Genomic DNA, 13,220 nt, shown 5'->3' on the forward strand with positions numbered 1-13,220 from the left:
AGCGGGTTGCAATGCAGTGACATCAACCACGAGCCAGAACCTTGGCCAATGCCTCCAGGAAGCGGCTGTTTTCCGCCGGCAAACCGATGGTGATACGCAGGTGGTTCGGCATGCCGTAGTTGGCCACCGGGCGCACGATCACGCCTTCGCGCAGCAGCCCCTGGAAAACCGGGGCGGCGACTTGAGCAAGATCGACGCAAATGAAGTTGCCCTTGGACGGAATCCAGCCCAAGCCCAACTCACGGAAGCCTTCCTGCAGTTGCAGCATGCCGCTTTCGTTGATGCGACGACCCTCTTCCAGGTACTCGGCATCTTTCACCGCCGCACACGCCGCCGCCAAGGCAAGGCTGTTGACGTTGAACGGTTGGCGCACGCGGTTCAGCACGTCGGCCACCACCGCCGTCGACAAGCCGTAGCCAACCCGCAACGACGCCAGGCCGTAAGCCTTGGAGAAGGTGCGCGACACCAGCAGGTTCGGGTACGCCGCGAGAAAATCCAGACCATCCGGCAGGTCGCTGCCTTCTGCGTACTCGATGTAGGCCTCGTCCAGCACCACCAGCACGTGCTCCGGCACGTCTTGCAGGAAGTCGCTCAACGCTTGCGCATCGAACCAGGTGCCGGTCGGGTTATTCGGGTTGGCAATAAACACCACGCGGGTCTGGGCGTCGATGGCCGCCAGCATGGCCGGCAGGTCGTGACCCCAGTCCTTGGCCGGAATAACGCGCGCGTCGGCGCCGACTGCCTGAGTGACGATCGGGTAGACGGCAAACGCGTGCTCGCTGAATACCGCATTCAGTCCAGGCGCCAGGTAAGCACGGCCGACCAGCTCAAGAATATCGTTGGAGCCGTTGCCCAGGGTCACCTGGTTCAACTCGACCCGGCAGTTTTGCGCCAGCAGAGACTTGAGGGCAAAACCATTCCCGTCCGGGTAGCGGGTCAGCTCAGCCAACTCGTCACGAATCGCCGCCAATACCTTGGGGCTCGGGCCCAGCGGGTTTTCGTTACTGGCCAGCTTGACGATCTTCGACGGATCCAGGTTCAACTCACGCGCCAGCTCGTCCACAGGCTTGCCTGGAACGTAAGGCGACAGTTGTTGCACGCCCGGCTGAGCCAGGGCGAGGAAGTTGCCACTCATGTTAAAGCCTCACAAAACCGCTTTCGGGTAAGAGCCCAGCACCTTGAGTGCCACGGCTTCCTGACTGATTTTCTCCAGCACGCCCTTGACCAGTGGGTCGCGGTGATGGCCGATGAAGTCGATAAAGAACACATAAGTCCATTTACCGCTGCGCGAAGGACGTGTCTCGATTCGCGTCAGGTCAATCCCGTTGTCGTGGAACGGCACCAGCAGCTCATGCAGCGCGCCGGGCTTGTTGCTCATGGAGACAATGATCGAAGTCTTGTCGTCGCCGGTCGGCGGCACTTCCTGGCTGCCAATCATCAAGAAGCGCGTGGAGTTGTCCGGGCGGTCCTCGATTTTCTCGGCCAGGCGCGTCAGGCCATACAGGCCCGCTGCCATATCGCCAGCGATTGCTGCCGAATTCCACTCACCCTTGACCCGCTTGGCCGCTTCGGCATTGCTGGACACCGCCACGCGCTCGACATTCGGGTAATGCGCGTCCAGCCACTTGCGGCACTGGGCCAGGGACTGGGCGTGGGAGTAGATGCGGCTAATGCTGTCGGTCTTGGTGCTCTCGCCCACCAGCAGGTGGTGGTGGATACGCAGCTCGACTTCGCCGCAAATCACCATGTCGTGCTCAAGGAAGCTGTCCAGCGTGTGGTTGACCGCGCCTTCGGTGGAGTTTTCCACCGGCACCACGCCAAAGTTCACCGCACCGGCCGCCACTTCACGGAACACTTCGTCAATCGCCGCCATTGGCTTGCTGATCACCGCGTGGCCGAAATGTTTCATGGCCGCCGCTTGGGTGAAGGTGCCTTCAGGGCCGAGGTAAGCCACTTTGAGCGGCTGCTCCAGCGCCAGGCACGAGGACATGATTTCACGGAACAACCGCGCCATTTCTTCGTTGCCCAATGGCCCCTTGTTGCGCTCCATCACGCGCTTGAGCACCTGCGCTTCACGCTCAGGCCGGTAGAAAACCGGTACTTCGCCCTCAGCCAGGGATGCCATTTTTACCCGTGCCACTTCCTGGGCGCACCGCGCGCGCTCACTGATCAGCTCCAGGACTTTCTCGTCCAGGCTGTCAATGCGTACACGCAGGGCCTTGAGTTCTTGCTCAGACATTAGCCGTGTTCCTTTTCGAACTCTGCCATGTAGGCAACCAGCGCGTGGATCGCGTTGATGTCGACAGCGTTGTAGATGGAGGCGCGCATGCCACCGACCGAACGGTGGCCCTTGAGGTTCAGCAGGCCGCGCTCGTCGGCGCCGGCCAGGAATGGCTTGTCCAGGCGATCATCAGCCAGACGGAACGGCACGTTCATCCACGAGCGGTCGGTCAGGTTGATCGGGTTGCTGTACAGGCCGCTGGCGTCGATGAAGTCGTACAGGGTGCGCTTCTTCTCTTCGTTGAGCTTGCCCATGGCGGCGACACCGCCCTGCTCTTTGAGCCACTCGAACACCAGGCCAGACAGGTACCAGGCGAACGCCGGCGGCGTGTTATACATCGAGCCGTTATCGGCCGCGACCTTGTAGTTGAGCATGGTCGGGCACACCGAACGAGCGCGACCCAGCAGGTCTTCACGGATGATGTTGACCAGGATGCCGCTCGGGCCGATGTTCTTCTGCGCCCCGGCATAGATCATGCCGTACTTGGACACATCGATCGGACGCGAGAGGATGTCCGAGGACATGTCGCACACCAATGGCACATCGCCCACTTCCGGCACCCAGTCGAACTCCAGGCCGCCGATGGTTTCGTTCGCTACGTAGTGAACATAGGCCGCGTCTTTCGAGAGCTTCCACTCGTTCTGACCAGGGATGGCGAAGTAGTCGTAAGGCTTGGCAGTGCCCGCCACGTTGACGTGACCGTAACGCGAGGCCTCTTCAATGGCCTTCTGGCCCCAGATACCGGTGTCGATATAGTCGGCCGTGCCATCTTCGGGCAGCAGGTTCAGCGGCAGTTGAGCAAACTGCTGGCTGGCGCCGCCTTGCAGGAACAGCACCTTGTAGTGGGAGGGGATGTGCAGCAAGTCGCGCAGATCCTGCTCGGCCTTGGTGGCAATGGACACGAACTCATCGCTGCGATGGCTCATTTCCATCACGGAGAGGCCTTTTCCATGCCAGTCGAGGAGTTCACCCTGCGCGCGCTGCAGGACTGCTTCAGGAAGCGCCGCGGGACCGGCACAGAAGTTATAGGCTCTCTTGCTCACATCCAATCTCACTCTGATCTGGTGGTAGTCACACAAACATATCAGCCGACACCCAATCCAATGTGGGAGCGGGCTTGCTCGCGAAAGCGATCCAACAGGCGACATCTCTGGTGAATGTCAGTCCGCTTTCGCGAGCAAGCCCGCTCCCACACTCGATCTCCACAGCTGTCGATATTTCCGTTCGGACAAACAACAAGGGGGCGAATCTTCATCCGCCCCCTGTGTGTCCGCTTATTCCTGCGGTTCTTCTTCGTCTGCGGCAGCATCGAGGGTTGGCTCGTCGACGTTGTCATCGCCAGCTGCGATCACCTCGCCGTCGAACTCTTCACCTTCTTCCAGCTCTTCGCCTTCAACTTCCGACGGTTCCTGCACACGCTCCAGGCCGACCAGTTTTTCATCCTTGGCCAGCTTGATCAGGGTCACACCCTGGGTGTTACGGCCCAGGCTCGACACTTCGGCCACACGGGTACGCACCAGGGTGCCCTGGTCGGAAATCAGCATGATTTCCTCGCCATCGAGCACCTGGACCGCGCCGACCAGACGGCCGTTGCGATCGTTGCTGACCATGGCGATAACGCCCTGGCCGCCACGCTTGTACTCCGGGAACTCGGTGATCGCCGTGCGCTTGCCATAACCACGCGCCGAAGCGGTGAGGATCTGGCTGCCTTCTTCCGGAATCAGCATCGAAATCAGCTTCTGCCCTTCTGGCAGACGCATACCGCGCACACCGCGGGCAGTACGGCCCATGGCACGCACGTCGGATTCCTTGAAGCGCGTTACTTTGCCGCCGTCGGAGAACAGCATGACTTCACGCTCGCCGTCGGTGATGGCAGCGGAGATCAGCACGTCGCCTTCGTCCAGCTCCAGGGCGATCAGGCCCACGCTGCGCTGACGGCTGAAGGATTCCAGCGGGGTCTTCTTCACGGTGCCTTTGGCGGTAGCCATGAAGATGAAGTGACCTTCGGTGTATTCCTCGACCGGCAGCATGGTGGTGATGTATTCATCACTGTCCAGCGGCAGCAGGTTGACCAACGGGCGACCACGGGCGGCACGCGAGGCTTCCGGGATTTCGTAGGTTTTCAGCCAGTACACTTTGCCTTTGCTGGAGAACAGCAGCAGCGTGGTGTGGCTGTTGGCGACCAGCAGGTGAGCAATGTAGTCCTCATCCTTCACGCCGGTAGCCGATTTGCCTTTACCACCACGACGCTGGGCCTGGTACGCAGCCAACGGCTGGGTTTTGGCATAGCCACCGTGGGAGATGGTCACCACGCGCTCTTCTTCCGGGATCATGTCACCCAGGGTCAGGTCGAGGCGCGCATCAAGGATTTCGGTGCGACGTACATCGCCGTATTCGGCGCGGATCACTTCCAGTTCTTCGCGGATCACTTCCATCAGGCGCACGGCGCTGCTGAGGATGCGGATCAACTCGCCGATCTGGTTGAGGATTTCCTGGTACTCGGCCAGCAGCTTCTCGTGCTCCAGACCGGTCAGGCGGTGCAGGCGCAGTTCCAGAATGGCCTGGGCCTGTTCCGGCGACAGGAAGTACTTGCCGTCACGCAGACCGTATTGCGGGTCGAGGGTCTCGGGGCGGCACGAATCGGCGCCGGCACGCTCAACCATCGCCACAACGGCGCTGGATTCCCACGGCATCTTGATCAGCGCTTCTTTAGCTTCCGACGGCGTCGGCGAAGCCTTGATCAGGGCGATGACCGGGTCGATGTTCGACAGGGCAACGGCCTGGCCTTCCAGGATGTGACCACGTTCGCGCGCTTTACGCAGTTCGAACACGGTACGGCGGGTAACCACTTCGCGGCGGTGACGCACGAAGGCTTCCAGCAGATCCTTGAGGTTCAGGATGCGCGGACGGCCGTCGATCAGTGCAACCACGTTGATGCCAAACACGCTTTGCAGCTGGGTCTGGGCGTAGAGGTTGTTGAGGATCACCTCAGGCACTTCGCCACGACGCAGCTCGATCACCACGCGCATACCGTCTTTGTCGGACTCGTCGCGCAGCTCGGTGATGCCTTCCAGCTTCTTCTCTTTAACCAGCTCGGCGATCTTCTCGATCAGACGCGCCTTGTTCAACTGGTAAGGCAGTTCGGTGATGACGATCTGCTGACGGCCACCGACCTTGTCGATGTCTTCGATGATCGAGCGGGCGCGCATGTAAATGCGGCCGCGACCGGTGCGGTAGGCTTCGATGATGCCGGCACGACCGTTGATGATCGCGGCGGTCGGGAAGTCCGGACCGGGGATGTATTGCATCAGCTCATCGACGGTCAGCTCAGGGTTGTCGATAAGCGCCAGGCAACCGTCGATGACTTCACCGAGGTTGTGTGGCGGGATGTTGGTCGCCATGCCGACGGCGATACCGCTGGAGCCGTTGACCAGCAGGTTGGGGATCTTGGTCGGCATGACGGCCGGGATCATTTCGGTGCCGTCGTAGTTCGGCACCCAGTCCACGGTTTCTTTGTGCAGGTCGGCCAGCAGCTCGTGCGCCAGCTTGGTCATGCGCACTTCGGTGTATCGCATGGCCGCAGCGTTGTCGCCGTCGACCGAACCGAAGTTGCCCTGGCCGTCTACCAGCAGGTAGCGCAGGGAAAACGGCTGCGCCATCCGAACGATGGTGTCGTACACCGCAGTGTCGCCGTGAGGGTGATACTTACCGATCACGTCACCGACAACACGGGCAGATTTCTTGTACGGCTTGTTCCAGTCGTTACCCAGCTCGCTCATCGCGAACAGCACACGCCGGTGCACGGGCTTCAAGCCATCGCGCGCATCAGGCAGTGCTCGACCGACAATTACGCTCATCGCGTAGTCGAGGTAGGACTGTTTCAGCTCGTCTTCGATATTGACCGGGAGGATTTCTTTGGCCAGTTCGCCCATGAGAAGCCTGATTCCTTTTTCGGGTGAAACCTCGTCACATCCTATGGGACGAACGAAGCTCGCCGCTGCCGGCAGAGTGCCTGACAACGACTTACGACAAATCAACGAGTTATGACACGGATCTGCACGTTATGGGCAGCCCCTTGAGGCAGCCCTGGAAACCGCCGGATGTTATCACAATCGCCGCCACGCACCTATCCCCCAGATGCGCATGGAGCATAGTTAGTTGACGGATGACGGGCCTGAGGGCGACGAGAGGGGCTCAGAGGTAGGGTGGTGCTGTTTTTTGAGGGCAGATCCAAGGGTTTTATTGACTTATAAGGCCAATCGGGGGCAAGCCCCCTCCCACACTCGAAGAGTGAACACAGTCAAAATGTGGGAGGGGGCTTGCTCCGATAGCAGCCTGACAGTCACCAACACCCTCAATGCAGGCGCTTACGGCACATCAACTTGGCCAGCTTGGCGGCGTCCGGGCGCTCGACGATGCCTTTTTCGGTCACGATCACATCAATCAGATCAGCCGGGGTCACGTCGAACACGGGATTCAAAGCAGCCACATCCAACCGCTGCCCCATGACCTCCAGCAACTCACCGGGATCACGCTCCTCCAGGGCGACGTCTTCACCCGTGGCCATCATCAAATCGAGTGTCGAGCTTGGCGCCACCACCATAAAGCGCACGCCATGGTGCATCGCGCACACGGCCAACTGATACGTACCGATCGTGCCGATCACATCACCGTTGGCGGCAATGCAGTCGGCGCCTACGATCACCCAGGTCACGCCCTTGGTCTTGAGGATATGCGCGCCAGCCGAGTCAGCATTCACCGTCGCCGCAATACCCTCGCCTGCCAGCTCCCACGCCGTCAGCCGCGAACCTTGCAGCCAAGGGCGCGTCTCGTTGACATAGACATGCTCGACCAACCCCTCCAGAAACGCGGCGCGAACCACCCCGAGGGCCGTGCCGACGCCGCCTGTGGCCAGTGCGCCGGCATTGCCGTGGGTCAGGATCGCCTGGGCGTTGCCCTGGTGCTTGCGAATCCGTTCGAGGCCCAACTGGGCCATGACCACATTGGCCTCCCGGTCGCTTTCATGGATCGCAATCGCTTCCGCCTCCAGCGCCGCCACCGGGTCGGTGTGCTTCTTGATGCGGTCCAGGCGATCGCGCATGCGCTTCAAGGCCCAGAACAGGTTCGCGGCTGTCGGGCGGCTATCAGCCAACAGCGCGTAGTCTTCTTCCCACGCGGCCTGCCAGTCGCCGCCTTCAGCGATGCGTTCACGCGCGGCGAGCACCAGGCCATAGGCGGCGCTGATACCAATGGCCGGCGCGCCGCGCACCACCATCGTGCGTATGGCATCGGCCACTTCAGCCACAGAGGTGCAGGCAACCCAGGTTTCCCGAGACGGCAAGGCACGCTGATCGAGCAGGTGCAGCGCGCCATCACGCCATTCGATGGCTTTCACTTTCTCCGCTGCTAACAGTCGGTCGCGCATCCCTTACCCCGCACTCATGAACAAAAGCCGCCGATTATAGCGATCCGCCAGCCAGGACGCTCGGGTATACTTCGCCCTTCTTTTATAGCTGCCCGGGAAGAAGCCTGCGATGACCTCCACTGCCGCCCCGCTCGACTTATTGCTGCTGCCGACCTGGCTGGTACCTGTCGAACCTGCCGGCGTGGTGCTCAAGGAACATGGCCTGGGCATCCGCGATGGTCGCATCGCTTTTATCGGGCCACGGGCCGCGGCATTGAAGCTGGCCGCCACCGAGGTGCGCGAGCTGCCGGGCATGCTGCTCAGCCCGGGCTTGATCAACGCCCACGGCCATGCGGCGATGAGCCTGTTTCGCGGGCTGGCCGACGATTTACCGTTGATGACCTGGCTGGAAAAACACATCTGGCCCGCCGAAGCCAAGTGGGTCGATGAAGCCTTCGTGCGCGACGGCACCGACCTGGCCATCGCCGAGCAGCTCAAGGGCGGCATCACCTGCTTCTGCGACATGTACTTCTACCCCAAGGTCGCCAGCGACTGCGTGCACAACAGCGGCATGCGCGCGCAGATCGCGATTCCGATCCTCGACTTCCCGATTCCCGGCGCCAGCACGGCCGACGAGGCGATTCGCCAGGGCATCGAGCTGTTCGGCGACCTCAAGCACCATCCGCGCATCCGGATCACCTTCGGGCCCCACGCGCCGTACACCGTGTGCGATGAAAACCTGGAAAAGATCCGGATAATTGCCGAAGAGCTGGACGCCTCGATCCACATGCACGTGCACGAAACCGCCTTCGAAGTGCAGCAGGCCGTCGAGCAGACCGGCGAACGCCCACTCGCGCGCCTGGGCCGTCTCGGCCTGCTCGGCCCGCGCTTCCAGGCCGTTCATATGACCCAAATCAGCGAGGACGACCTGGCTTTGCTGGTAGAAAGCAACACCAGCGTCATCCATTGCCCGGAATCGAACCTGAAACTGGCCAGCGGCTTTTGCCCGGTGGAGCGTCTGTGGCAGGCTGGCGTCAACGTGGCGATCGGCACCGACGGCGCCGCCAGCAACAATGACCTCGACCTGCTCGGCGAAACCCGTACCGCCGCCATGCTGGCCAAGGCCGTCGCCGGTTCGGCCACCGCCCTGGACGCCCATCGCGCCCTGCGCATGGCCACGCTCAACGGCGCGCGCGCCATGGGCCTGGAAAGCGAGATTGGCTCACTGGAGGTCGGCAAGGCTGCCGACATCGTGGCCTTTGATCTTTCGGGGCTGGCGCAACAACCGATCTACGATCCGGTCTCACAGCTTATCTATGCCACCGGACGCGATTGCGTGAAACACCTTTGGGTCGCCGGCAAGCAGTTGCTCGACGACCGGCAATTGACCCGCATGGATGAACAACAGTTGACCTCCACGGCCATTGCCTGGGGCCAACGCATCAGCGGGCACAGCGAATAACGCAGGGTTTGCACCTACGCTTGAACACCTGCAAACCGATTTATCAGATTTAGAGGATTCACCATGAGCAACGTCGACCACGCCGAAATCGCCAAATTCGAAGCCCTGGCTCACCGCTGGTGGGACCGCGAAAGCGAGTTCAAACCCCTGCACGACATCAACCCGCTGCGGGTCAACTGGATTGACGAACGCGTCAACCTGGCCGGCAAAAAGGTACTCGACGTCGGTTGCGGCGGCGGCATCCTCAGCGAAGCGATGGCCCAGCGTGGCGCCACCGTGATAGGCATCGACATGGGCGAAGCCCCGCTGGCCGTCGCGCAACTGCACCAGCTGGAATCCGGCGTAAGCGTGGAATACCGCCAGATCACCGCCGAAGCCCTGGCCGAGGAAATGCCCGAGCAGTTCGACGTGGTCACCTGCCTTGAGATGCTCGAGCACGTGCCAGACCCCTCCTCGGTGATTCGCGCCTGTTTCCGCATGGTCAAGCCAGGCGGCCAGGTGTTCTTCTCCACCATCAACCGCAACCCCAAGGCCTACCTGTTCGCGATCATCGGCGCCGAATACATCATGAAGTTGCTGCCGCGCGGCACCCACGACTTCAAGAAATTCATCCGCCCTTCCGAGCTGGGCGCCTGGAGCCGCCAGGCCGGGCTGACCGTCAAAGACATCATCGGCCTGACCTACAACCCGCTGACCAAGCACTACAAGCTGGCCAACGACGTTGACGTCAACTACATGATCCAGACCCTGCGCGAGGAGTAAGCCTGTGAAGTTGCGAGCGGTTCTCTTCGATATGGACGGTACATTGCTGGACACCGCGCCGGACTTCATCGCGATCTGCCAGGCGATGCGCGCCGACCGCGGCCTGGCGCCGATCAACGACCAGCACATTCGCGATGAAATCTCCGGCGGCGCGCGGGCGATGGTTGCCGTGACCTTCTCGATGGACCCGGAATCCCCAGGCTTTGAAGCGTTGCGCCTGGAGTTTCTGGAGCGCTACCTCAAGGGCTGCGCGATCCACAGCAAGCTCTTCGACGGCATGGAAGAACTGCTGCAGGACATCGAAAAATCCAACCTGGTCTGGGGCGTGGTCACCAACAAGCCGCTGCGCTTTGCCGAACCGATCATGCAGCAGCTGGGCCTGGCCGAGCGGTCGGCGCTGCTGATCTGCCCGGACCACGTGAAAAACAGCAAGCCGGACCCGGAGCCGCTGATCCTGGCGTGCAAGATGCTCGACCTGGACCCGGCCAGCGTGCTGTTCGTGGGCGATGACCTGCGCGATATCGAGTCCGGCCGCGATGCTGGCACCCGTACCGCAGCGGTCACGTTCGGCTACATCCACCCGGACGACAACCCCCGCAACTGGGGCGCCGATGTCGTGGTGGACCACCCGCTGGAACTGCGCAAGGTGCTGGATAACGCACTGTGCAGTTGCTGATTGTTGGACGATCTCGCCAACACTGAGATCAATGTGGGAGCTGGCTTGCCTGCGATAGCGGTCTGCCAGCCAGCACATCTGGAGACAGGCACTCTGCTATCGCAGGCAAGCCAGCTCCCACCTGAAATGGATTCCACTTCAAGAGCTGCAATATCTTGAATTCTGTCGAGGCTATTTATGTTTGATTACTGCGCACGTCCAGAACTGCTCAAAGGCCGGGTGATCCTGGTGACCGGCGCCGGTCGCGGGATTGGCGCGGCGGCGGCAAAAACCTACGCCGCCCATGGCGCTACCGTGCTGTTGCTGGGCAAGACCGAAGCCAACCTGGCTCAGGTGTATGACGAAATCGAAGCGGCAGGCCAACCGCAACCGGTGGTGATCCCGTTCAACCTCGAAACCGCCCTGCCCCATCAATACGATGAGCTGGCCGCGATGATCGAAAAGGCGTTCGGCCGCCTCGACGGCCTGCTGCACAATGCCTCGATCATCGGCCCGCGCACGCCGATCGAGCAGCTGTCCGGTGAGAATTTCATGCGGGTGATGCACGTCAACGTCAACGCGATGTTCATGCTGACCAGCACGTTGCTGCCGCTGCTCAAACTGTCCCAGGATGCGTCGGTGGTGTTCACCTCCAGCAGGGTCGGGCGCAAGGGCCGTGCCTACTGGGGCGCGTACGGCGTGTCGAAGTTCGCGACTGAAGGCTTGATGCAAACCCTGGCCGATGAGCTGGAGGATGTCGCGTCGGTGCGTTCCAACAGCATCAACCCAGGCGGCACGCGCACCAGCATGCGCGCTCAGGCATACCCAGGGGAAAACCCGATGGAAAGGCCGGCGCCGGAAGAGATCATGCCGGTGTACCTGTACCTGATGGGGCCGGACAGTGCGGGCATTAATGGGCAGGCGTTTGATGCGCAATAACCGCTGACCTGCCACGAACCAACCTGTGGAAGTGGCTGTTGTGGCGAGCGGGCTTGCCCCGCGCTGGGCTGCGAAGCGGCCCCAAAACCTGCCACCACGATCGCTGTGTTAGACCGCGCTGGCTCTACGGGGGCTGCTTCGCAGCCCAACGCGGGGCAAGCCCGCTCGCCACAGGTTTCGCCCCGCGTTGGGTTTAGAAGTTTAGTTTTTCACCACTTCTTCCAGGGTGAAACGCCCCAGCGGGTTCTGCAGGAAGTTGCTCACATTCTTGCGTGAGATGTTGATGTACGGGCTGTAGTACAGGTCGATCCAGTTCACATCCTGTTTCGCCAGCTTCTGCAACTCGACGTACATCTGCTCACGCTTGACCGGATCAGCCTCGATCCGCGCGGCCGCCACCAGAGCCTTGACCTTGTCGTTCTTGTAGCGGGTCATGTAGTTCTGGTTGGTGTCGTGGCCGAGCACGAAGGTGGTTTTCTGGTCCGGGTCGAGGATGTCGTTGGTCCAGTACATCACCGAAATATCGTACTCACCGTCCACCAGCATCTGCCAGCTTTGGGTCGGGTCGACTTTCTGCAGGTTGGCGGTCACGCCGACCTTGGCCAACTGGTCCTTGATGATCACCGCAATCTGCTCGTCGGCTTCGTTGCCGGCGTTGACCACGTAGTTGAGCTTCAAGTCCTTGGCCCCGGCCTCTTCCAACAGCTTCTTGGCGGCGGTCGGGTCATACGGACGTTGCAGGTTGTTGGCGTAGTGGTACAGCGAGCCTTTCGGAATGTAGGAATAGGCCACGGTGCCCTGACCGTAAGTGGCGGTCTTGACCAGCGATTGTTTGTCGATGGCCATGTCCAGCGCCTCGCGCACTTGCGGTTTGGCCAGCAAGCCGTGGGCGTGGTTGATCAGCAAGTGGTCTTCGCGGGTCGACGGGTCGGAGTGGATCACCACGTTCTTGTCTTTTTTCAGCTCTTCCACGCGGGAGAACGGTACGAAGATCGCCGTGTCGAGCTCGTTGTTCTGCACCATGCGCATGCGCGTGTTGTCGTCGGTCACCGACACCCACTCAACGCCATCCAGGCTCACGTTGTTGGCCTGCCAGAAGTTCGGGTTCTTCTTCAAAATCACCCGGTCGCCCTTGCGCCACTCGTCCACGGTAAACGCGCCGGACGTCACCGGGTTTTCCGAGTAAGCGTCTTCGCCCATCTTGGTCATGGCTTTTTCCGACAGGATCGACACCGTCGGCGACGCCAATTGCGAGAGAAAGGCCACAGCCGGAGTTTTCAGGGTGACCACCAGGGTGTGGGCGTCCGACGCCTTGGCGGTGTTGATCAGGCTGAACGGGTCGCTCCACAGCGAGGCCTTGTTGTCGCGGATACGCAACAGGCTGAACGCTGCGTCGTCGGCGGTGATCGGCGAGCCGTCGGAAAACTTCGCCTCGCGCAGCTTGAAGGTGTAGGTCAGGCCGTCCTTGGAAATGTCCCAGCTTTCTGCCAGGCCCGGCTCCATCTTGGTGCCCAGGTTATCCACGCGCACCAGCGTGTCGTAGACGTTGGCAAACACCCAGGTGTCGCGGTTTTGCGCGCTTTTGATCGGGTCGAACGTGGTGCTGTCTTCACGGCAGCCGATGGTCAGCACACCGGCGGCCTGGGCCAGGCCGGCAGTAAGGGACCACGCGGTCAACGTAGCAGCGGCGAGCAACTTCAAATGGCGGGATTGCATG

Annotated in this window: 10 protein-coding genes; 4 read left to right on the forward strand and 6 right to left on the reverse strand. The window is 61.3% G+C overall.

Annotation, left to right across the window (positions count from 1 at the left end):
- Positions 1 to 22: 22 nt before the first annotated feature.
- The 5 genes from hisC to mtnA all read right to left on the reverse strand — a co-directional run bounded on the left by hisC (position 23) and on the right by mtnA (position 7,706).
- Positions 23 to 1,135 carry a histidinol-phosphate transaminase gene (gene hisC / locus ACP7B3_RS14045; RefSeq protein ID WP_426179225.1) on the reverse strand — a complete coding sequence of 371 codons (1,113 nt, stop codon included), beginning with the start codon at positions 1,133 to 1,135 and terminating at the stop codon, positions 23 to 25.
- 9 nt (positions 1,136 to 1,144) lie between these two features.
- Positions 1,145 to 2,239: a prephenate dehydratase gene (pheA, locus tag ACP7B3_RS14050; RefSeq protein WP_053132458.1), complete on the reverse strand. Its 1,095-nt coding sequence runs from the start codon at positions 2,237 to 2,239 to the stop codon at positions 1,145 to 1,147.
- Positions 2,239 to 3,324, reverse strand: a complete 1,086-nt coding sequence (gene serC, locus ACP7B3_RS14055) for a 3-phosphoserine/phosphohydroxythreonine transaminase (protein ID WP_426179227.1) — start codon at positions 3,322 to 3,324, stop codon at positions 2,239 to 2,241. Before serC ends, pheA begins: the two co-directional genes overlap by 1 nt.
- Before the next feature lie 231 nt (positions 3,325 to 3,555).
- Complete coding sequence (gene gyrA, locus ACP7B3_RS14060) at positions 3,556 to 6,213, reverse strand: DNA gyrase subunit A (RefSeq protein WP_145163138.1); 2,658 nt, start codon at positions 6,211 to 6,213, stop codon at positions 3,556 to 3,558.
- Positions 6,214 to 6,635: 422 nt separating this feature from the next.
- The gene (mtnA, locus tag ACP7B3_RS14065; protein ID WP_426179230.1) at positions 6,636 to 7,706 is read right to left on the reverse strand and encodes an S-methyl-5-thioribose-1-phosphate isomerase; all 1,071 of its coding nucleotides are present in this window, start codon (positions 7,704 to 7,706) and stop codon (positions 6,636 to 6,638) included.
- 109 nt (positions 7,707 to 7,815) lie between these two features.
- Here mtnA and ACP7B3_RS14070 point away from each other — a divergent pair, with 109 nt between their 5' ends.
- The 4 genes from ACP7B3_RS14070 to ACP7B3_RS14085 all read left to right on the forward strand — a co-directional run bounded on the left by ACP7B3_RS14070 (position 7,816) and on the right by ACP7B3_RS14085 (position 11,503).
- Entirely contained in the window at positions 7,816 to 9,147 is a 1,332-nt protein-coding gene (locus ACP7B3_RS14070) for a TRZ/ATZ family hydrolase (RefSeq protein WP_426179232.1), read from the forward strand.
- A 63-nt stretch (positions 9,148 to 9,210) separates the two neighbouring features.
- Positions 9,211 to 9,909: a bifunctional 2-polyprenyl-6-hydroxyphenol methylase/3-demethylubiquinol 3-O-methyltransferase UbiG gene (ubiG, locus tag ACP7B3_RS14075; protein WP_426179234.1), complete on the forward strand. Its 699-nt coding sequence runs from the start codon at positions 9,211 to 9,213 to the stop codon at positions 9,907 to 9,909.
- A 4-nt stretch (positions 9,910 to 9,913) separates the two neighbouring features.
- On the forward strand, positions 9,914 to 10,585 hold the full coding sequence (gene mupP, locus ACP7B3_RS14080; RefSeq protein WP_106576876.1) for an N-acetylmuramic acid 6-phosphate phosphatase MupP: 672 nt from the start codon (positions 9,914 to 9,916) through the stop codon (positions 10,583 to 10,585).
- A gap of 177 nt (positions 10,586 to 10,762) precedes the next feature.
- Positions 10,763 to 11,503 (forward strand): YciK family oxidoreductase, encoded by a 741-nt coding sequence (locus ACP7B3_RS14085; RefSeq protein WP_426179236.1) that lies wholly within the window; start codon positions 10,763 to 10,765, stop codon positions 11,501 to 11,503.
- A 201-nt stretch (positions 11,504 to 11,704) separates the two neighbouring features.
- Here ACP7B3_RS14085 and ACP7B3_RS14090 read toward each other — a convergent pair whose 3' ends face one another.
- The gene (locus tag ACP7B3_RS14090; protein ID WP_426179238.1) at positions 11,705 to 13,219 is read right to left on the reverse strand and encodes an ABC transporter substrate-binding protein; all 1,515 of its coding nucleotides are present in this window, start codon (positions 13,217 to 13,219) and stop codon (positions 11,705 to 11,707) included.
- Position 13,220: the final 1 nt, after the last annotated feature.

The organism is Pseudomonas sp. TWRC1-2 (assembly GCF_049896685.1).
Lineage (GTDB): Bacteria > Pseudomonadota > Gammaproteobacteria > Pseudomonadales > Pseudomonadaceae > Aquipseudomonas.